Annotated in this window: 14 protein-coding genes; 11 read left to right on the top strand and 3 right to left on the bottom strand. The window is 53.1% G+C overall.

Translation table 11 applies throughout. The annotated features are described in order from the left end of the window. Nucleotides 1–7: 7 nt before the first annotated feature. From motA to ACG2XO_RS12915, 5 genes are all read left to right on the top strand, one after another. Nucleotides 8–868 (top strand): flagellar motor stator protein MotA, encoded by an 861-nt coding sequence (motA, locus tag ACG2XO_RS12935; protein ID WP_410498405.1) that lies wholly within the window; start codon nt 8–10, stop codon nt 866–868. A 31-nt stretch (nt 869–899) separates the two neighbouring features. Next, the gene (gene motB / locus ACG2XO_RS12930) at nt 900–1,796 is read left to right on the top strand and encodes a flagellar motor protein MotB (protein WP_410498404.1); all 897 of its coding nucleotides are present in this window, start codon (nt 900–902) and stop codon (nt 1,794–1,796) included. 63 nt (nt 1,797–1,859) lie between these two features. After that, on the top strand, nt 1,860–2,531 hold the full coding sequence (locus ACG2XO_RS12925) for a class I SAM-dependent methyltransferase (protein ID WP_410498403.1): 672 nt from the start codon (nt 1,860–1,862) through the stop codon (nt 2,529–2,531). Then, entirely contained in the window at nt 2,519–3,949 is a 1,431-nt protein-coding gene (locus ACG2XO_RS12920; protein WP_410498402.1) for an HDOD domain-containing protein, read from the top strand. The genes ACG2XO_RS12925 and ACG2XO_RS12920 overlap by 13 nt, the downstream gene beginning before the upstream one ends. After that, on the top strand, nt 3,949–4,737 hold the full coding sequence (locus ACG2XO_RS12915) for a TrmH family RNA methyltransferase (protein ID WP_410498401.1): 789 nt from the start codon (nt 3,949–3,951) through the stop codon (nt 4,735–4,737). The genes ACG2XO_RS12920 and ACG2XO_RS12915 overlap by 1 nt, the downstream gene beginning before the upstream one ends. A 51-nt stretch (nt 4,738–4,788) precedes the next feature. Here the strand turns inward: ACG2XO_RS12915 and lolD are convergent, their stop codons facing one another. The 3 genes from lolD to ACG2XO_RS12900 are packed head-to-tail and all read right to left on the bottom strand — an operon-like array spanning nt 4,789 to nt 7,204. Beyond that, the gene (gene lolD / locus ACG2XO_RS12910) at nt 4,789–5,472 is read right to left on the bottom strand and encodes a lipoprotein-releasing ABC transporter ATP-binding protein LolD (protein ID WP_410498400.1); all 684 of its coding nucleotides are present in this window, start codon (nt 5,470–5,472) and stop codon (nt 4,789–4,791) included. 10 nt (nt 5,473–5,482) lie between these two features. Beyond that, complete coding sequence (locus ACG2XO_RS12905; protein ID WP_410498399.1) at nt 5,483–6,718, bottom strand: lipoprotein-releasing ABC transporter permease subunit; 1,236 nt, start codon at nt 6,716–6,718, stop codon at nt 5,483–5,485. 57 nt (nt 6,719–6,775) lie between these two features. After that, nucleotides 6,776–7,204, bottom strand: coding sequence for a DUF4124 domain-containing protein (locus ACG2XO_RS12900; RefSeq protein ID WP_410498398.1), 429 nt, complete (start codon nt 7,202–7,204; stop codon nt 6,776–6,778). A 146-nt stretch (nt 7,205–7,350) separates the two neighbouring features. Between ACG2XO_RS12900 and ACG2XO_RS12895 the strand changes: the two genes are divergently transcribed. The 6 genes from ACG2XO_RS12895 (at nt 7,351) to ACG2XO_RS12870 (ending at nt 20,600) form a co-directional block, all read left to right on the top strand. Then, on the top strand, nt 7,351–7,998 hold the full coding sequence (locus tag ACG2XO_RS12895) for a TetR/AcrR family transcriptional regulator (RefSeq protein WP_410498397.1): 648 nt from the start codon (nt 7,351–7,353) through the stop codon (nt 7,996–7,998). A gap of 9 nt (nt 7,999–8,007) precedes the next feature. Continuing rightward, nucleotides 8,008–10,464: an acyl-CoA dehydrogenase gene (locus ACG2XO_RS12890; protein WP_410498396.1), complete on the top strand. Its 2,457-nt coding sequence runs from the start codon at nt 8,008–8,010 to the stop codon at nt 10,462–10,464. A gap of 42 nt (nt 10,465–10,506) precedes the next feature. Then, entirely contained in the window at nt 10,507–12,960 is a 2,454-nt protein-coding gene (locus ACG2XO_RS12885; protein WP_410498395.1) for a 3-hydroxyacyl-CoA dehydrogenase/enoyl-CoA hydratase family protein, read from the top strand. Between the two features lie 11 nt (nt 12,961–12,971). Beyond that, complete coding sequence (locus ACG2XO_RS12880) at nt 12,972–14,174, top strand: acetyl-CoA C-acyltransferase (RefSeq protein WP_410498394.1); 1,203 nt, start codon at nt 12,972–12,974, stop codon at nt 14,172–14,174. Between the two features lie 724 nt (nt 14,175–14,898). Further along, nucleotides 14,899–16,707, top strand: coding sequence for an autotransporter assembly complex protein TamA (locus ACG2XO_RS12875; RefSeq protein ID WP_410498393.1), 1,809 nt, complete (start codon nt 14,899–14,901; stop codon nt 16,705–16,707). After that, entirely contained in the window at nt 16,707–20,600 is a 3,894-nt protein-coding gene (locus ACG2XO_RS12870) for a translocation/assembly module TamB domain-containing protein (protein ID WP_410498392.1), read from the top strand. The genes ACG2XO_RS12875 and ACG2XO_RS12870 overlap by 1 nt, the downstream gene beginning before the upstream one ends. The last annotated feature ends 17 nt before the right edge of the window (nt 20,601–20,617 follow it).

Below are 20,617 nucleotides of genomic sequence, written 5' to 3'. Positions count from 1 at the left end.
CGGATTAATGTTCGTCATTATCGGCTATGTTTTTATGTGTGCCTGTATCCTTGGGGCATATGCAGCGCATGGTGGTCATTTGGGCGTGTTGTGGCAGCCCTCAGAAGTGGTCATTATTTTTGGTGGTGCATTAGGCGGGATGATTGCCGCCCAAGGTGGTAAGGGATTAAAGAGCGTCATGAAGGCTCTACCTCTGGTGTTCAAAAACTCCCCTTATAACAAGCCCTTTTATCTGGATCTATTTGCCTGCCTTTTCGAAATTCTGGCCAAAGTTCGTAAGGAAGGTTTGATGTCAATTGAGGGCGATGTTGAAGAGCCTGAAAACAGCCCGATTTTTAATAAATATGCCAAAATTTCAGGCGACCACCATGTGACAGAATTTATCTGTGATTATTTGCGGCTAATGGTGGGCGGTAATTTGAACGCCTTTGAAATTGAAAATTTGATGGATGTTGAAATTGACACCCATCATCATGAGGCCGAAGGCCCGGCCACCGCGCTAGCAAAACTGGCTGATGGTTTACCTGCATTTGGTATTGTTGCCGCCGTTATGGGGGTTGTACATACCATGGGTTCCTTGCATTTGCCACCTGGTGAATTAGGTAAATTGATTGGTGCTGCATTGGTAGGTACTTTTATGGGGATCTGGTTAGCGTATGGTTTCTTTGGCCCTCTTGCGCAAGGGCTGGAAATTAAAAATGCAGAAACGCACCAGGTTTTTGTCACAATCAAAGTCACTCTGCTGGCTAGCCTGAATGGTTATGCACCACAAGTCGCGATTGAATTTGGCCGGAAAGCCCTGTTCTCAACCGAACGGCCTAGCTTCCTCGAATTGGAAGAATACGTTAAAAATGCCAAAGGCAAGTGATACTTGCCTACCAAAGTGAGCGGATTGCGCCATGAGTGATGACTCCCAACGTCCGATAGTTGTAAAACGCATCAAAAAAGGTGGTCATGGCCATCATGGCGGGGCTTGGAAAATTGCATATGCCGATTTTGTGACGGCAATGATGGCGTTTTTCTTGCTGATGTGGATTTTAGGTTCTGTCTCAAAAGGTAATCTAAAAGGGATTGCCGATTATTTTTCCAATCCCTTGCAAGTTGCTAGTACGGGGGGGCAGGGGGCCGCGGAGTCGGAGTCCATCATTCAAGGCGGCGGTACAGACCTGACCAAAGAGCAGGGGCAGGTGCAAAAAGGTGCGCCACCTACCATTTCGGAAATTGCCAAGGATAAAAAGCGTCTCTCAGAGCTGAAACAAAAATTCGAAGCACTGATGGATAACAAGATCAAACAGAATTCTGCCTTGGCAAAATATAAGAACCAGCTCAAGCTTGATATGGTCTCCGAAGGGTTGCGGATTCAAATTGTCGACGAACAGAATCGTCCAATGTTCAAATCAGGCAGCTCGGAACTGGAAGATTTTGCTCGCGGGATTTTGCAGGAAATTGCCGAGTTATTAAACGAAGTACCCAATGCGGTCTCCCTATCGGGTCACACCGATAGTAGTAAATTTGCTGGTGGTGCGGCGGGTTTTACCAATTGGGAGCTATCATCCGAGCGGGCCAATGCATCGCGGCGTGAGCTGGTGCTTGGCGGCATTGAGTCTAACAAAGTACTGCGCGTCAATGGTTTTGGCGATGTCATTCCGCTGGATAAAGAGAATATCTATAACCCGATAAATCGCCGAATCAGCATCATTGTGCTTAATAAAGATGCAGAAAAAGATATTCGTGATCAGGCTGGACAAGACATTCCAGCCCCGGCGGATACAGCAGCCTCGGCTCCGAATCAGTAAATACAGCCTATGTCATTGAAGGCCAAACCGTGGCTGCGCTTCTTGCTTATTCAAGCCATCGCAATGATGGCTTTTGTGCTGCTGCAAATCATTAATTTTCCCTCATGGCTCTGTTTGTTGCTTGCAGTTAGTGTGTCAGCGACCTTGGCTCGATTTTTTCATGCCGAATCGTGGTGGCTTGGTATACATCTGGTGTTTTTACCGCTGATCGTTTTTGCCCAACAGCTGGCGTTACCGAGTTATATCTATCTGGCCGCTTTTCTAGTGAGCTGGATGATCTTTGGCGCTATTGCCAAGTCTCGCGTCCCTTTGTTTCTCACTGAGCGTGAAACATTGCTTATGCTGCGTGAAAAATTACCCTTTCAGGCCAAAGTGCTGGATATCGGTGCCGGCACTGGAACAGTCCTGCGTTATCTGCAGCAAGAACGTCCGGATTTGCAATTGTCGGGCATTGAATTGGCATGGTTTCCCTGGCTATGGGGGCGGATGACTTTAGCCCGGCAAATTAACTGGTTGAGAGGCGATTATCACAGCCTGAATTTTGCCGCATATGATTATATTTACGCTTACTTATCTCCGGCTGCGATGAGTGAACTATGGCACAAGGCCAGTCAAGAGATGCGCCCCGGCACTTATCTGATCAGTAATAGTTTTGACATCACCGAACGAGAGCCGGACGAAATTCTGCCACTTCATGACTGGAAAAATGGGACGTTACTGATATGGCGGATATAACCCATCAGCAACAGCACGAGTTGAGTCAACCTTTACCGATTTTACAGTCGTCCCGCAATCTCATCATTGCGATGCTCAAGCGGATGAATCGGATTAAGCCGAGTGAAATTGCTGATGTTGTCTTGCAAGACCCGCTGTTTACTGCGCAAGTACTGCGCATCGTCAATCATCGCGCCAGGACGCCACTGGCTGCTGATATTTCTGCAGTTGAAAGTGCGATTTTGCTACTGGGCGTAGAACCATTTTTGCATCGCTTTGCGCGCCATACAACGGTAGAAAGTCTGATGTTGCCTGAGCAACAGCAAGAATATGCGTCTTTGCTGCGTTGGGTATTCAATGCGCGTGTAATGCGACGGATCAGCAAAGACTTTGCAATCCAGCGTTATGACAGCAAAGTCGATGCCGTGCAGATTGCCGGCTTGCTGCGGGCATTGAAAAATATATTGCCACTGATCACGCCTTCTGTCAGTGAGACTGATCTGGTGTCCTTGCTAACCGCATGGCAATTTCCCACCGCCATTGTCGAGTTGCTGGGACCCATGCCCGAACCAACGCCGCGGTACGCGCTGCAGAAAGCCCTATTTTCGGTAATGGATTGCCTTGAAAAAGGCTGGTGGTTGCCGCAAGTGCAGACGAATCTGCAAACGATTGCGCTGCTGTTAGGTAAAGAAAACGGCGATATCTGGCAGACTGTCGTTCGGATTTTGCTGGCACAAACACGAGAAATGACTGGAAAAACAAGCTTCTTCAGTGCCGCGCGTTGGCTGGTGATGCAGCCAGGTGAATGGCCAGTATCCGTCGTGAAACGCCAAGCACCTGCTCAGCAGCTTAGTCAGGAAGCAATCAAGCCAGCGCCACTTCCTGTCGAAGAACCATCTCACACATATAAGCCAGTCAAAATTGAAAAAGATCTTTTGCTCGAACGGATGAAAGCCTTGCATCAGGCCGGTGTTCAAGGCGCGCCGACCAATCAGGTGATGTCGCTGGCCATTCGTGCGATGGCTGATGGCCTGGGAATGCAGCGCATTGTTTTTGCGCTGTTTATGGCCGGGGAAAATGCTTTGCGTTTTCGCTATGTGCAAGGGCAGGGTATGGAAGGTCTGCGGCAGTTGGTGTTATCGCTTGACGAGATGCACCTATTCACCCGCCTATTGCAAAAACAGAGCAGTATATGGCTGAACACGACGAATTATCAGCAGTATCAGCCCATACTCCCTATTGAATTTAAGTCGCAACTGGATGCAAAGAGTTTTTGCTCCATGTCGATTTTTGTTGCCGACAAGCCGGTGGGCTTGTTGTATGCCGATCCGGGGCCGCAAGATCAGGTGAGCGAGCATCAGTACCAATATTTCAAGCAAATCAGCACCATGGTCAGCCGCGCTTTGGCGCATAATGCACGCCGATCTACCGCGGCCTGATGACTATGGAACTCATTACTTCAAATCAAAACGCGCACTACAAGCTGGCGCACAAGCTGGCACAATCGAGACGCGAGCGCGCCAAAACTGGCCTGATGCTGCTCGATGGCGTTCATTTGCTCGCCGCCTGGCTCGATGCCGGACATGCAGTCGACACGGTGCTGGTCAGCGTTGCGGGGCAATTCAAAATCGAGATTACCCGGTTATTGCAGCGACTTGAGTTGCAACAGTGCAAACGTTGGCAACTGAGTGATGCCTTATTTGAATCGATCAGCGACATGCCCAGTGCCAGCGGAATTCTGGCTCTGGTCAAAGTTCCCGATGTCCCCAGTGCGCAGCAAAGCGGATTTTGTTTACTGCTTGACGGCGTGCAAGATCCTGGCAATGTCGGCGCGATCTTGCGCACAGCTTATGCTGCGGGAGTTCAGCAAGTCTGGTTGTCCAGTGCCTGCTCCGATATCTGGTCGCCCAAAGTACTGCGCGCCGGCATGGGCGCACAAATGGTTTTGCCTTGCATTGAAAACGCCGATCTGCCACAACTGGCGCGCCAGTTTCGCGGCAAAATTGCCGCGACTTTACTGGATAGCAATGCACGGGATCTATATGACTGTGATTTGCGCGGCGATCTGGCTTTTGTGATGGGGTCGGAAGGGCAGGGTATTTCGCCTGAAATGGCCGCACTGGCGCAAATCAAAATTCTGATACCAATGCAAGCCGGCATTGAGTCACTGAATGTCGGCCACGCCAGTGCGATTTGTCTTTATGAAGCGATGCGGCAGAATCGCTAAAGGGTATATTGCTGCAGACTAATATTTTCATGACCTGCAGCGATATACCCTTTAGGGTAGCAATTGCCCGTCGACCATATGCATCACCCGCTGGCAGCGCTCTGCCAGACTGGCGTCGTGCGTGACAACAACAAATCCGGTACCCAGATCGCGCGCCAGTTCGATCATTAGCTCAAATACCGCAATCGCATTAGCGTGATCCAGATTGCCGGTCGGCTCATCAGCCAGCACACAATCAGGCTGGGTGACCAGCGCCCGGGCAATCGCAGCGCGTTGGCGCTCGCCGCCGGATAATTCGCCCGGTTTATGCAATGCTCTATGCCCCAGACCGACCCGTTCGAGCATTTGTTCGGCCTGAGCCAATGCCGCCGCTTTACCCATGCGACGAATCAGCAGTGGCATCGCCACATTTTCGGCTGCGGTGAATTCTGGCAGTAAATGATGAAACTGATATACGAAGCCCAGATGACGATTGCGCAACTGTCCACGCTCATTTTCGCTGAGCGCGAATGGATTTTTACCCATCAGCGTGACTTCGCCACTGCTCGGCTGATCCAGTGTGCCTAGGCAATGCAGCAAGGTTGATTTTCCCGAACCGGATGCGCCGACCAGCGCGACCATTTCGCCGCGTGCGAGCGAAAATTGCACCTCATGCAAAACGGGCGTGCTGACTTTGCCGCTCTGATAACTTTTGCACAAATTACTGGCGGATAAAATGAGTTGGGGTGCAGTCATGGATAGCTCGTTATTCATAGCGCAGCGCCTCGGCCGGATTGACCCTTGACGCGCGCCAGCTTGGGTACAGTGTGGCCAGCAAGGCCAGTAATAAGGAAATTAGCCCGATGCTGATGACATCGGCAGGGATGACCCGACTCGGCAATTCGCTGATCAGATACACGTCGGCTGACAAAATCTGGCTGCCGATCACGCGTTCGATGAACGGTACAATGGTGCCAATATTGAGTGCGACCAGTACGCCGCCAAGAACCCCACTCGCGGTGCCGATCACGCCTGACATCGCGCCCTGAACCAGAAAAATTTTCATAATCGACGTCGGCGAAGCACCCAGCGTGCGCAAAATGGCAATATCGGATTGCTTGTCGGTCACGACCATCACCAGCGTTGAGACTAAATTGAAAGCGGCAACGGCCACGATCAGCGTCAGGATGATAAACATCATGCGTTTTTCGATTTCGACGGCGCGGAAATAAGTCGGGTTTTCCTGACTCCAGTCGGCAACCAGCAAATCGGGCAGGCTGCGATTGATTTCACGCGCGACCATTCTGGCCTGAAACAGATCGTCGAGTTTGATGCGAACGCCGCTGATGCCTTGCCCTGTGCGATAAAGCTTTTGCGCATCGCTGATATGAAGCAGCGCCAGATTAGCGTCATAAGGGTAGTAATCCGCTTTGAAAATTCCGACGACGGTCAACTGGCGCAAACGCGGAATCAGCCCGGCCGGCGTGACTTGCCCCTGCGGCGTAATCAGCGTGACCCTATCGCCGACCATGACACCCAGTTCCTGAGCCAGATTCCAGCCCAGAATTACTGAAAAATCGCCCGCTTTGAGCGTACTGGCCGAGCCGACCAGCATTTTGTCGGTGATTTCGCTGACCTTGGGTTCTTGCTGCGGTTCGATGCCGCGAACCAGTACGCCTTTGACCTGGCTGCCATTGGTAAACAGACCCTGACCCAGCACGTACGGTGCTACGCCTGTAACGTGCGGATTCTGTGCTGCGGTTTGCGCTGCTTGTTGCCAGTGATCAAGGTTGTTGCTCGGGCTGGAAATCGTGATATGCGACGCCATCGCAAGGATGCGGTTGCGGACTTCTTCCTGAAAGCCGTTCATGACAGACAGCACAATAATCAACGCAGCAACGCCCAGTGCAATGCCGACCATCGAAACCAGCGAAATAAACGAAATAAAGCTGTTCCGTCGCTTGGCGCGGGTATAACGCAAACCTATGAGTAATTCGTACATAAAATCGCCGAAAGTCAGAGTGACGGCAGTTTAGCACAGTGATGTCGAGAGCAGATTTCAGCGTTTTGGCCGCACCGGCAGTGGTTGTGGCCGAGGCAGCAGGTTAGGACGCCTGTCCCGATTCGGGTCACCATACACATTGTCGAGATTGGAAGGTCGGCAAAATTCGGGGTCGCGATTGGGGTTGTCCATACTGCAATTTTCAGTCGCGGGCAGGTTAGGGTCGACCTTGTAAGGCGCGGGGCTGATCGCGACATCGGTGCGTGCCGGAGAGGCCGGTGCGGTTTCAAAGCTCGCGGAGGCTTTGGGGGCGATGGCAGGTCCTTTGATGCTGTTGCTCGGTAGATTGGTCAGGATTTGCTGAGTACCCGTCGTGCAGGGGGTATCTTGATAGAGGGTTTTTCCTGCCTTGTCTTTACACTTATACACCTGGCCGGCATAGAGGTTGACGCTGCACATCAGCAGCAAAAGCACTAATGATTTCATGGTGATCACCTCGTATGATCTGAGCCTCGATGGCTGACCGATGTTGCTTGACTTACTTACAGACAGGAATTAGGTTTAAAACAGTTGTTTAGAAGTTGTTGCGAATGATTTAGCTTCTGAGACGAAATATTGCTACAGGGGGCAATATGGAAACCGCTAAAAGTATCGACGCATCAACCCGGATTCTGAATGCAGCTGAACAGCTGTTTACCGAACACGGTTTCAATGGCACTTCAATGCGACAAATTACCGCCATTGCCCAGGTCAATATTGCCGCAGTCAATTACTACTTTGGTTCCAAGGACGGGCTATTTCAAGAAGTATTTGAACGTCGCGCCGAGCCTTTTGTCCGGCTCTCACTCAGCAAACTGGACGAGCTGGCCAATGCCGATGACGACCCAGTCGAATCTGTTGTTCAGGCCTTTCTGGCTGCGGCGCTTGAGCTGAGCCGTCATCCCGAATACGGCGGTTTGGCTTTTGTGAAATTGCTGGCCCGCAGTTATATCGAACCTAATCTGATTCTGAAAGAACAAATTCCACAACGCTATGGCGAGCTTAGCCGCCGTTATCAAGCGGCGCTGGAGCGCGCCTTGCCTCACTTGTCTGCCAGGGAAGTCGCCTGGCGTTTTCATTTTATGACTAGCGTCATTTTCAATGCCTTTGCCGGCAATCAGGTTTTGCGGCTGTTTACCGCACAAACCGTAGTCAATGCCCGCGATCCGCAATATGTAGCAGACATGTTATTGCCTTTTCTGGTCGCCGGCTTGCAATGCCCGGCGGCTGAACCTGGCTAGGAGACCATGATGACAGCGCTGATCTGTATTTTTACGGTAATCATCATCTTGGGGGCGCTGGCATATTTTCGCTCCCCTTTGTGGCTGAACTCGCTACTGATTTTGCTGGGTGTGGCCTATAGCGTTTTTGCTCAGGGTACTTCGGTTTTCTGGCTATGGCTGCTACTGGCGCTGGCGTTGGTGCTCAATTTCAAACCGCTGCGTCAAAAGCTGGTAACCGGGCCGCTGTTTGGTGTTTTTTGCAAAATCACGCCAGCAATGTCGCAAACCGAGCAGGAAGCCGTCAACGCCGGTACGGTCTGGTGGGATAGGGAATTATTCAGCGGCAAGCCCAATTTTGAGCTGCTGCATGGCTATCCGGCACCCAAATTGAGTCCTGACGAAGAAGCGTTTTTAAATGGCCCGGTACAAACGCTGTGTGCGATGCTCGACGACTGGGAAATTACGCAAAATCACAAAGACTTGCCGCCAGAAGCTTGGGAATACATCAAACAGCAAGGCTTTCTCGGCATGATTATCCCGAAGGAATATGGCGGCAAAGCTTTTTCCAATTACGCGCATGCCCGGGTGGTCACCAAAATTGCGACGCGCTCGTGCACGGCTGCAGTGACGGTGATGGTGCCAAATTCGCTGGGGCCGGGCGAGTTGCTGCAGCATTATGGCACTGAAGAACAAAAGAACTACTATCTGCCACGACTGGCGCGAGGCGAGGAAATTCCGTGTTTTGCGCTGACCAGCCCGGAAGCCGGTTCGGATGCGGGCGGGATTCCCGATTTCGGAATTGTCACCCGAGGCAACTACACCGATCTGCGCACCGGCCAGCAGCACGAAAATGTGCTCGGTATACGCCTGAGCTGGGAAAAGCGCTATATCACGCTGGGACCCGTTGCGACGATTCTGGGACTGGCTTTCAAGCTGTATGACCCGGATCATCTGATCGGTACCAAAGACGAAATCGGCATTACCTGCGCACTGATTCCGACCCGGCATGAAGGTGTTCACATCGGCCGCCGCCATTACCCCGGAACCAGTACTTTCCAGAACGGACCTAACTGGGGCAAGGACGTCTTTATTCCGATGGATTGGGTGATCGGCGGGCAGGGCTATGTCGGGCAGGGCTGGCGCATGCTCGTTGAATGCTTGTCGGTTGGGCGCTGTATTTCATTGCCGGCGATGTCGGTCGCTACCGGCAAACTGGCGGCATATACCACCGGCGCTTATGCGCGGATTCGCAGTCAGTTTGGATTATCAATTGGCCGTTTTGAAGGTGTTGATGAGGTGCTGGGACGTATCGGTGCTTACACCTACCAGATGGATGCAGCGCAAAGACTGGCATTGACCGCGCTTGATCTGGGCGAAAAACCCTCGGTGCTGTCGGGTATTCTGAAATACCACAATACTGAAAGAATGCGCAAAACGCTCAATGATGCGATGGACGTACACGGCGGAAAAGCGGTATGTATCGGCCCGCGTAACTATCTGGCATTGGCTTACCAGGCTATACCCGTCGCGATTACTGTTGAAGGCGCCAATATTCTGACGCGCAACATGATTATTTTCGGTCAGGGTGCGATCCGCAGCCACCCCTATGTATTGAGAGAATTGCTCGCGGCAAAAAACCGCGATCTGGCGGCATTTGACGACGCGGTAATTGGCCATATCGGCTTTGCCATTTCAAATAAAGTTCGCGCATTCTGGCTGGGACTGACCGGAGCCCGTTTTGTCAGCGTGCCAGCCTCCGCGCCAACGGCGCAAAATTACCGCGATATTGTGCGTTTTTCGAGCGCTTTTGCTTTTCTGGCCGATTTCGGGATGGCCACACTCGGTGGCAGTTTGAAATTCAAGGAAAAACTCTCGGCGCGGCTAGGCGATATGCTCTCGAACCTGTATATCGCGACCGCGGCGCTGAAAAAATTCCGCGACGATGGTGAACCCAAGGAAGATCGCCCCTTAGTGCGCTGGGCCGTTGAGACCGCGTTGTACGATTGTCAGGAGGCAATGAATGGTTTTTTGCAAAATCACCCCAATCGGCTGCTGGCCTGGTGTGTGCGGCGTGTCGTTTTCCCGCTGGGAATGACATTGCGGGCGCCGGCTGATCGGGTCGGGACTCGAATCGCGCGCGCACTGATGGAGCCCGGCGCGATGCGTGACCGGCTGGTTGAATTCATGTACCGCTCCGAAAATGAAAAAGACCCGGTCGGCGTGCTTGAATTTGCACTCAAAGCGGTGATCGAAACCGAAGGGCTGGAAAGCAAATTGCGCCGAGCCCAGCGTGAAGGCGTGCTCACGGCGTTCAGCGCCAGCGAGCGCTTGCAGCAAGCTCTGGCAGCGGGGCTGATTGATCAGGATGAGTTTCTGGCTGTGGCTCGTGCCCGCAGGCTTAAACGCGAAGTCATCATGGTCGACGATTTTGATTCGCAGCTACAGCATCCGGACCCGGATGCAATCCGTCGCAACATTGTCTGAACCGTCGCAACCGGACGGCCGAAACAAACCATTGAGGTGAATATGACCATCAGTAATCTGGCAATGTCCAATTCCACCGTATCAAGTCAGTCTCCCTCCCACCTGCACATTCGCACTGTGGCGGTGCTGGGCGCCGGGGTGATGGGCGCGCAGATTGCCGCTCAGCTGGCTAATGCGGGAATTCGCACTTACCTGTTTGATTTGCCGAGCCCGTCAGGTGAGCAGTCAGGTGAATTGAACGCTATCGCGATCAAGGCAATCGAGAATCTGGGCAAAATCAAACCTGCGCCCTTGATGTCATCCGCGCGGCTTGATGCCATCAGCCCGGCTAACTATGGCAGCGACCTGGCTTTGCTCGGACAGTGCGATCTGGTGATCGAGGCAATAGCCGAACGCGCCGACTGGAAAGCCGAGTTGTACGCCAAAATCGCGCCGCATCTTGCTGCGCATGCGATTCTGGCGAGCAATACGTCGGGTCTGTCGATTGCACAACTGGCTGACAGTGTTCCCGACGCCTTGCGCCCGCGCTTTTGCGGCATCCATTTTTTCAACCCGCCACGCTATATGTATCTGGTTGAACTGATTCCCACGCCTGCGCTACAGGCTGATACCCTCGATCAACTGGAAACATTTCTGACGCTACGGCTAGGCAAAGGCGTCGTTCGCGCCAAAGACACGCCCAATTTCATCGCCAACCGGATCGGCGTTTTTTCTTTGCTGGCAACGATACATCATGCACAGGCTTTCGGTATCCGGCTGGATGTTGTTGACGATCTGACCGGCCGCAGACTCGGACGACCGAAATCGGCCACACTGCGCACCGCCGACGTGGTCGGTCTGGATACGTTTGCGCATGTGGTCAAAACCATGACCGATAAACTGGCCGACGATCCCTGGCATGCGCTGTTTGCCACGCCGGACTGGATGCAGCAACTGATTGCCGCAGGGGCGCTGGGGCAGAAAACCCGGCAGGGCATTTACAAAAAAGACGGCAAGGATTTATTCGTTCTTGATCCAGCGACAGGCGAGTACATGCCCGCCGGGCAAGGGGCGAGTGACGAAGTCAAAGCTTTGCTGAAAATCGCCGATCCGGCGGTGCGGATCAAGGCCTTGCGCGAATCGGATCACCGAGAGGCGCAATTTGTCTGGGCGTGCTTGCGCGATGTCTGGCATTACATCGCGGTACAGCTCGAACACATTGCTGATCATGCACGCGATGTTGATCTGGCGATCCGTTGGGGCTTTGGCTGGGAAATGGGGCCGTTCGAATTGTGGCAGGCTGCTGGTTGGCGCGAAGTCGCGCAAGCGATTGCTGCGGATATTGCAGCGGGTAAAACCTTGAGCCGCGCCCAATTGCCTGCCTGGGTGATGCAGCAGCAAGCGGTGCATACGCCGCAAGGCTCCTTCAAAGCAGTCAGCGCCGCCAGCGGCCAAATGATTGCCCGATCTGCGCTGCCGGTCTATCAGCGCCAGCTCTATCCACCGCGTTTGCTCGGCGAAGGAGAGGCTGACTGGGGCGAAACCTTGTTCGCCAACGACAGCGTTCGAATGTGGCTGCCGCCGCAGTCCAGTGGCGGCAATGATGTTCCGGTGCTGTCATTTACGACCAAAGCACACTGTATTGGTTCTGGGGTATTGGCTGGAGTGCAAGAAGCAATAAGGATTGCAGAGCAATACTATCCGGGGTTAGTAATCTGGCAGCCGGAAGCGCCTTTCTCGGTCGGAGCTGATTTGCTCAGTATGGGGCCCGCTTTCATGAGCGGTGATTATGCGGCGATCGCCAGCATGGTCGCCGAATTCCAGAAAACGTCGCAAGCAATCAAGTATGCCAAAGTGCCCGTGGTCGGCGCTGCACAAGGTTACGCTTTTGGCGGCGGTTGCGAATTTCTGATGCACTGCGCGCGCGTCGTTGCGCACGTTGAAACGTATATCGGTCTGGTTGAAGTCGGCGTCGGCTTGTTGCCTGCAGGCGGCGGCTGCAAGGAATTTGCGCTGCGGGCGGCCAAGCTGGCGCGCAACGGCAATATTCTGGAAAGCCTGAAAGATTTCTATCTGGCAATGGCCACCGCCAAAGTCGGCAGTAGTGCTGAGGAAGGCCAGCAAATCGGCTATTTGCGCGAATCCGATCTGATCGTGATGAACGTCAACGAGCTGCTTTACATTGCGCAAGCCCAAGTACGCGCCATGGCTGCGGCAGCTTATCGCGCACCGCTGCCGCCCAAGTCATTCGCTGTCGCCGGGCGATCAGGCGCGGCCACCATCCGCGCGCAACTGGTCAACCTACTCGAAGGCGGTTTTATTTCGAAATATGACTATCACATCGCGCTGCAAATCGCCGAAGTCGTTACTGGCGGTGATGTTGAAGCCGGGACGCTGGTCAATGAAGACTGGATTTTGAAGCTGGAACGCGAACGGTTTATGGCGCTGCTGAAAAAAGGCAAAACGCAGGAGCGCATCATGCATATGCTTGAATTTAATAAACCCTTGCGCAACTGAGGAGCATCACGATGAAACAAGTTCAAGAAGCTTATATCGTCGCCGCAGTCCGCTCCCCGGTCGGTAAAGCGCCGCGCGGGATGCTGAAAAATGTTCGTCCGGACGATCTGCTGGCGCATGTATTGCGCGCGGCACTTGATCGGCTGCCCACGCTGGATCGATCCTTGATTGAAGACGTTATTGTCGGCTGCGCAATGCCCGAGGGCGAGCAGGGGATGAACGTCGCGCGGATAGGCACGCTGTTGGCCGGGCTGCCCAATACCGTCGCCGGCATGACGATCAACCGCTTTTGCTCCAGCGGACTCAATGCGATTGCGCTGGCTGCAGACCGGATCCGGCTCGGCGAGGCCGACGTGATGATCGCCGCCGGCGTCGAGTCGATGTCGATGGTGCCAATGGGCGGTAATAAATTATCGCTAGGCAGCTCGATTTTCGAGCGCGAAGAAAATATCGCGATTGCCTATGGCATGGGGCTAACAGCAGAAAAAGTCGCTACCCAGTGGGGGATTAGCCGTGAAGACCAAGATATATTTGCCCTGCAATCACATACCCGTGCTTTGGCTGCTCTGGCAGAGGGGCGATTTGCTGATGAAATCGCACCGCTGGACGTCACGTACCGCGTTCCCAATCTGGCGAGCGGCGAAGTCGAGTTGCTCAATAAATCGCTGTTTCACGACGAAGGACCACGTGCCGATACCAGCCTTGAAACTCTGGCCAAACTCAAAACGGTTTTTTCAGCTAAGGGCAGCGTCACCGCAGGCAATAGCTCGCAAATGTCCGACGGCGCAGCTGCATTGGTGCTGGTTTCAGAAAAAATCCTCAAACAATTTGATTTGCAGCCGTTGGCCAAATTCATCAATTTTGCCATTCGCGGCGTTGCGCCAGAAATCATGGGCATTGGCCCGAAAGAAGCGATTCCGGCGGCACTAAAAATGGCGGGTCTGACGCTGGCGCAAATGGAGTGGATCGAGTTGAACGAGGCTTTTGCCGCGCAAGCACTGGCGGTGAGTCGTGATCTCGGGCTGGATATGAATCTCGTCAATCCGAATGGCGGAGCGATTGCGCTGGGTCATCCTTTGGGGGCGACGGGGGCGATACGCGCAGCAACGCTGATTCATGGTCTGCGTCGTCAGAGCAAGTCAGGGGTTTATGGCATGGTGAGCATGTGTATTGGCACCGGAATGGGCGCTGCCGGCATCTTCCAGAGCGTGTAAAAAACCTTGATTTTAGCCACAATCAACCCGCCATTGTGCGGGTTTTTTTGTTTGCTTGATGCAGTATTTATTCGTAGTATAGCTACATTATTGTGTCGGTTTGTTTTGTTGCGACTACAAAAAAATCCTTTATAAACTGTATGTATTGCTATTTTACGTAGTCAATGTGAAAATTTGTTACAAATATAAAGGTAGTAATGCTACATAAATTCTTGCATTTATTTCGTAGTTTTGTTAAAGTTTGCTCATCGAAAGATTAAACCAAAGCGATCTGATGATCAGTCGCTCAATAGCAAGGAGATAGACCATGCGTTCAATGATGAAATTCTCAAAAACAGTAGAAAACTACCTGAAACTGTACGTGCAAGCCCACGGCTGGACGATGAGCCTGCCACGTTAAGTAGCGAAACATAAGCGCTCCCGCTGCCTTGCTGCGCGGAGTGACCTGGGGCCAAAGCTTTTTTGCTGTGATATCCCGATTTTTACGAGCTTGATCAGCGTGAATTATTGTGGTGATTAAGTTTCAAGTAGTGCTGTAGCAAAGCCGCCTTTGGCGGATTCGACTCCATCCTCCTGTGCCCGGTTAGGCCAAGATCGCAAGATTTTGGATTGACCGGGTTTTTTTTTGCTGCGCTCATCACGCGATTTGCATCAAGCATGACGGTTTCTAGATTCAAGCCGGCTCAATCTTGGTAAAGTACGGTTTTTGCCTGACGGGTCACTTGTGCGTACGCTGACACTCATTGCGCTGTTTGCCATTACCGGCACTGCCTTGGCGGCGGATGAAGCGGTGCAAACCGAGACGCCGAGCGTCGATTTGCCACAGAATGAACAGGGTGAGCCGACGAAAAATTCGCCATTTCATTATCAGATCCGGCTCGAAGCGCCGTCTGAAGCGCGCTCGCTGCTTGAAAAACATCTCAATATTTTCAAATGGCAGCAAAGGCTGAGCCCCGAATTATTGCAGCGCGAACTCGATGCCATTCCGGATATCGCGAGTGAGCTGTTGGCCACCGAAGGTTATTTCGACGCCAAAGTCACCACGCGCTATGATAGTGAGAAAAGCATAGGGTATGTCGATGTAGAGCTTGGTGAGCCTACGCTGGTGAGCAATACCTCGGTTCAGCTGCAGGGCGCGATTACCGAAAACCAGCAATATTTCACGACACTGAGCGAGCGATTGAACCGTCGCGGTGAGGCGCTTGAGGATGAAAAATTCAGTCAGTCAGCGTGGGACGATTTTAAAAAACGATCTTTGCAATCGGTTCAGGCCAGACATTATCCTGCAGCCAAGCTGGTTTTTAGCGAAGCGCTGATCGATCCAGTAAGCAAAACTGCGCAATTTAATCTGGTCATTGATAGTGGCCCTGCTTATGTTTTTGGTGCTTACACACTCAATGGCCTGTCGCGTTATCCCGCCAAAATCGTCACTGACCGGGTCAAAATTGCCGAAGGCGCACCGTACCAGCGTTCGGCTCTGGTCGATTTGCAAACCGAATTGCAGAATATGCCGCATTTCGGCTCGGCACTGGTTGATGTCGAGCTGACCGAGCTTGCTCCGGATGGAAACGCGATCGCGCCGATCCGGATTGATGTGCAGGAAGTGCCATTGCAACGGCTCAATGCGGGTTTGGGTTTTAGTACCAATACCGGGGTCAAATCCGAGCTGGCTTACCGTTATCTGGATTTGTTCGAGCGAGGCTGGATATTCGACAGCCGTTTGCGGCTAGAGCAGCTCGAACAAGCGCTTGAGCTGGGGGTGACTTTCCCCAGAACGCAGCATGACTGGGAGCATCGCGTCTGGGCTTCGTATCTGCATCAGGATCTTGAGGGCGTTGATTCAAGCTTGTACAAAACCGGCATTTCCCGTCTGTATAAAACCGATGACGATGAACGCAGTTTTGATTTGCAATATCAAATGGAGCAACGCAGCTATCAGGACGGTACCGAAGAATTTCCGGAATCGCTGACTTTGAATCACATCTGGAAAATCCGTCAGCTCGATAATCGTAATAATCCACGCAATGGCTATATGAGCCAGTTTGAAGTCGGCGGTGCGCTGGGGCAGTTTTTTAGTGATGCCAGCTTCCTGCGTGTTTTTGGCCGCGGTGCCTACTACGCCCGGATTGGTCGCCAGGGGCAGTTTGTCGGGCAGGCGAGTCTGGGGCAGACTTTTTCGGAACATCCGGAAGGCATTACCAGTGACTGGCTGTTCCGTGCCGGTGGCTCGGGCAGTGTTCGCGGTTATGATTACCAGTCGCTGGGGATTCAGAGCAATGGATCGACTTTGGGCGGACAGGTCACTGCAACGGCTTCGCTCGAATATCAGCATCCGCTCGTCAAGGACTGGCGTGGCGCCGTTTTTGTCGATCATGGTGGTGCTGGGGCAGACTGGAATACGCTGAATGCGGTGACCGGCGTTGGCGTCGGTGCACGCTGGAACAGTCCGGTCGGTCAGGTCGGGATTGATCTGGCTTATGGCGTTGATTACGAACAATTTAGGGTTCACTTTGCGATGGGCTTGGTCTTTTGATGGCACCAATTCACTCAACGGATACCCCCCAAGCGGATTCATCGCAGGCAGATCCCGCGCAGGCAGCACAGCCAGCGCTGTCCAAGCCACGTTATGGCTTTGTTCGTCGCCTGCTGCGCGCGGTATTCTGGAGCACGCTGATTACTTTCAGCGTCATTGCAACGGCGATTTTTGCTTTGCTCAGCTGGTTTAATTCGAGCGATGGTCGCTATTGGCTGGTCGATGCGATCAATCACAGTGGCGTTGCGACGGTGCACTCCATCGAGGGCTCTTTCTGGTCCGAATTGACCATCAATCAACTCAAGATTAAAACCGAGTCAGTTAGCATCGCGCTTGATCGAGGGGTATTGGAGTGGGAGCCATATTTAATATTGCTTAGAGATGTAAACCTATCCAGGGTATCTATGGGCGAGCTGGCTATTCAAACGATTCCGGCCGCCATTGATCAGCCACCGAGCCCGCCGCCGACCAGTTTGTCGCTACCGTTCGGGATTCATCTGGATCAGCTGACGATTGCGCGACTGACAATCAACGGCGCGATACTGAGCGACATTGCCGGCAGCATTTCCAGCAATGGTCGCTTTCACCGACTCAATCTGCAGCAGTTGCGCCTGCCGCAAGGCAGTCTGTCAGCTGCACTGAATATCACCGGCAAAGCGCCATTTCAAAGTGCCGGCTCGTTTGTTTTTTCCGGCCAGCTCGAAGCTCAGGCGGTGCGGGCTTTTGGCAAGGTTGAAGGCCCTTTGCGCCAATTGCAGATTGCCACCCAAATTACAAACGAACGACTCAACGGCCATGTCGATCTGCAGGCCGATGTGTTTGCCCCGTACGCCTATCAGATGGTGCAGCACGGCGAATTGGCAATCAAAGGCCTGAATCCGGCCTTGTGGCATTCGGCTGCGCCGCAGGCAATGCTGGACATTTCAGCCAAATTCATTCCGGTCAAAAACGGCGTCAACGGGCAGTTGACCCTGACCAATCAATCCGCCGGGCCATTTGATCAGCACAAACTGCCATTGCACGCGATTCTGGCCGAATTTGCCCTGCGCGATCAGCAGCTTGATATTTCGCGCCTGCAGCTTGACCTGCCAGCCGACGCGCAATCCTTTGGCCGGATTGACGCTCAGGGGCGGATTACGCAAGGGCAGCTGGATTTGCAAATCAAGGCGCAACATATCAATCCGCAGCAACTGTATTCGCTGCAAACGCAAGGCGATATGAGTGGCGAACTGGCACTGGCAGGCCCGTGGCTGGCGCCGGGCATAAAAGGTGAAATTAACGATTTGCAGCGCAAAGCAAAACTGGCGCTCGATATTGGCTGGATCAATCCTGCCAAAGAACGCCGTCTGGCGATTCGCCAGGCGCAACTGAGCCGGGGCAAAATGCAGATTGACGCCAAAGGCGAATTCAATCTGCTCGATAAAAACGATTTCGCGCTTGAACTTGAATTGCAAAACTTCAATCCAGCCGAGTTTGCTGCAATACCTGCTGGTAGTATTTCAGCCAAAGCCAATTTAAAAGGGGCTTTGCAGCCCGTACCCCTCGTTGATTTGCAATATGACATCAGCCGTAGCCAGTTTAACCAGCAAGTGCTGGCTGGCAGTGGCCGGGTCAAGCTTGAAGCAAATCGCCTGAGCCAGAGCGATCTGTGGCTGACACTGGGCAGCAACCGGCTGAGCGCCAAGGGGGCATTGGGGCTGGCAAATGATCAGTTGCAAGTCGGTGTACAAATGAGCAATCTGGCGCAACTGGGCGCTGGATTTCAGGGGCGGCTTGACGGCGAGGTAACGCTGTCGGGCGAGCTGATGCAGCCGAAAGTTAGTGGCCAGCTTGATCTTGCCCAACTGACGACGCCATTTGGCCTGAAAGCGCAACAGGGGAACATCAGTTTGGCGCTTGACCCCAAAGGCGCGTTGAATCTGGATGCACGGCTGGAAAAACTGCAGCTGGAGCAAAGTCAGCTCGATCATGCCAATCTGACGATCAGCGGAACCATGCAACAACACGAGCTGTCGGCTAAAACGAGTGGTAAATGGCAACAATGGCCACTGTCGCTTGAGCTACGCGCCCGCGGTGGTTTGTCGGCGCAGCAACGCTGGCAGGGGCAGATTCTGTCGCTGGCAGGTCAGGCCGGATTGCCATTCAAACTCGGCAATTCACCCAATCTCACTGTGTCGGCCAACAGCTTTGATCTGGCTGCCAGCCAGCTTCAGCTCGGCAGCGATGCTGCGCCCAGCCTGATCCAGCTGCAGAAAACACACTGGCAACCCGGCAGTTTTGACTCACAAGGCCGGATTGAAAAGCTGTCACTTGCGCCATGGCTGACTTTGTTCAAAGTCGATAACCCGACAGGTGACTTGCAACTGGCCGGCGACTGGAATCTCAAACAAACCGCCGTGCTCAATGGCGAGTTCAATCTGCATCGTCTGGCTGGCGATGTGCAGATCAAGGAAGGCTCAAAAACCGCGCTGGCGCTGGCTTTGCAGAAACTGACGCTGTCCGGCCAGATTGTGATGAATAAAATCGCCTGGCAATCCGAGCTGGCCAGCGCTCAGTTGGGGTCTTTGAGCATGATGGGCGATACGCTGCTGATCGATGGCACGATGGCCGATCACGCTCCGCTCAATCTGGCTTTGAAAGGCAGCTTGCCCAAGTTGGCGGTCTTTTCACCGTTGCTGGGATCGAATGTGAAACTGGCGGGCAAACTCGATCTTGATATTCGCCGCTCCGGCACCGTGAATCAGCCGCAGCTGGCCGGTTTTGCTCGGATTGACGGTCTGGCTTATAGCGATGCGAATATGGGGGTCAAATTGCAGGAAGGGGCACTTGAGCTGGCGCTGGATCAGCAAAAGATTAGCTTAAAAACCTTCCGCGCCCGTGGTGCCGGCAAGGGTGAGTTGACCGGTTCGGGTGAAATCAGCCTGAATAACCGGATGGCCAATGGTTATTTGCAATTGAACGCCAAGCGCTTTGCTGCGATTAGCAAACCGGACATGTTGCTGGTTCTGAGCGGGCAGGGGCGCGTCAACGTCAAGGATAATCTCGCCGAAGTCATTGGCGATTTTAAAGCCGACGAAGGCGACATTCAGTTTCAGTCTTCCGACGTTCCCCTGCTGTCTGCCGATGTTCGCGTTGTCGGACGTGAAAAACCAGCATCTGAAGCCCCACCGCTGAAGCTGCAGATGCAACTGGATTTTGATCTGGGCAAAAACTTCGTTTTCCGCGGCTATGGCCTTGATACGCATCTGGAAGGCAGGTTGCGGCTCAAAGCCATGCCGAATCAGGCACTGACTGCCACTGGCGCCATCAATGCCATCGAGGGTGAATACAAGGCGTATGGGCAGAAACTGGAAATCGAGCGTGGCATTTTGTCATTTCAGGGGGCAATCGATAATCCATCGCTCGATATTCTGGCGATCCGGCGAGGTCAGGCCGTTGAGGCTGGTGTCAAAGTGCAAGGAACTGCTTATTCGCCCAAGCTGACGCTGTATTCAGAGCCGAATGTACCCGATGCCGAGAAAATTTCCTGGCTGCTGTTTGGTCATGGCAGTGACAGCATGGAAAAATCGGATGGCGCGCTGGTGTTGCAATTACTTAATGCAATGGCCGGCAGTGGCGGCGGCCAGAGCCTGAGCGATGAAATTCTGGGTAATCTGGGGATTGATGAGGTCGGTTACAAATCCAGAGATGAAAGTGACGGCAGTAAAACGCAGGTCGTGACGGTGAGTAAAAGACTGAGCAAAAACCTGCGCGTGGCACTGGAAAAAAGTTTCAACGGCCTGAGTGATGCAGTGAGCTTTACGCTGCAGCTCTCGCGTAACTGGTCGGTGGTTTCCCGTGTTGGTGTCGATGACAGTGCGCTTGATGTGAAATATACGATTGATTTTGACTAGATGATGGGTATTGCTCT

The organism is Chitinibacter sp. S2-10 (assembly GCF_046530675.1).
Classification (GTDB): domain Bacteria; phylum Pseudomonadota; class Gammaproteobacteria; order Burkholderiales; family Chitinibacteraceae; genus Chitinibacter.
This window is presented reverse-complemented; position numbering and strand designations above follow the sequence as displayed.

What these genes read in the sequence shown, in the direction of transcription:
- ACG2XO_RS12920 (WP_410498402.1), top strand. Translation starts at nt 2,519, where the DNA reads ATGGCGGATATAACCCATCAGCAACAGCACGAGTTGAGTCAACCTTTA.
- ACG2XO_RS12895 (WP_410498397.1), top strand. Translation starts at nt 7,351, where the DNA reads ATGGAAACCGCTAAAAGTATCGACGCATCAACCCGGATTCTGAATGCA.
- ACG2XO_RS12905 (WP_410498399.1), bottom strand. Translation starts at nt 6,718, where the DNA reads ATGTACGAATTACTCATAGGTTTGCGTTATACCCGCGCCAAGCGACGG.
- motB (WP_410498404.1), top strand. Translation starts at nt 900, where the DNA reads ATGAGTGATGACTCCCAACGTCCGATAGTTGTAAAACGCATCAAAAAA.
- ACG2XO_RS12925 (WP_410498403.1), top strand. Translation starts at nt 1,860, where the DNA reads ATGATGGCTTTTGTGCTGCTGCAAATCATTAATTTTCCCTCATGGCTC.
- motA (WP_410498405.1), top strand. Translation starts at nt 8, where the DNA reads ATGTTCGTCATTATCGGCTATGTTTTTATGTGTGCCTGTATCCTTGGG.
- ACG2XO_RS12900 (WP_410498398.1), bottom strand. Translation starts at nt 7,204, where the DNA reads ATGAAATCATTAGTGCTTTTGCTGCTGATGTGCAGCGTCAACCTCTAT.
- ACG2XO_RS12915 (WP_410498401.1), top strand. Translation starts at nt 3,949, where the DNA reads ATGACTATGGAACTCATTACTTCAAATCAAAACGCGCACTACAAGCTG.
- ACG2XO_RS12870 (WP_410498392.1), top strand. Translation starts at nt 16,707, where the DNA reads ATGGCACCAATTCACTCAACGGATACCCCCCAAGCGGATTCATCGCAG.
- ACG2XO_RS12885 (WP_410498395.1), top strand. Translation starts at nt 10,507, where the DNA reads ATGACCATCAGTAATCTGGCAATGTCCAATTCCACCGTATCAAGTCAG.
- lolD (WP_410498400.1), bottom strand. Translation starts at nt 5,472, where the DNA reads ATGACTGCACCCCAACTCATTTTATCCGCCAGTAATTTGTGCAAAAGT.
- ACG2XO_RS12890 (WP_410498396.1), top strand. Translation starts at nt 8,008, where the DNA reads ATGACAGCGCTGATCTGTATTTTTACGGTAATCATCATCTTGGGGGCG.
- ACG2XO_RS12880 (WP_410498394.1), top strand. Translation starts at nt 12,972, where the DNA reads ATGAAACAAGTTCAAGAAGCTTATATCGTCGCCGCAGTCCGCTCCCCG.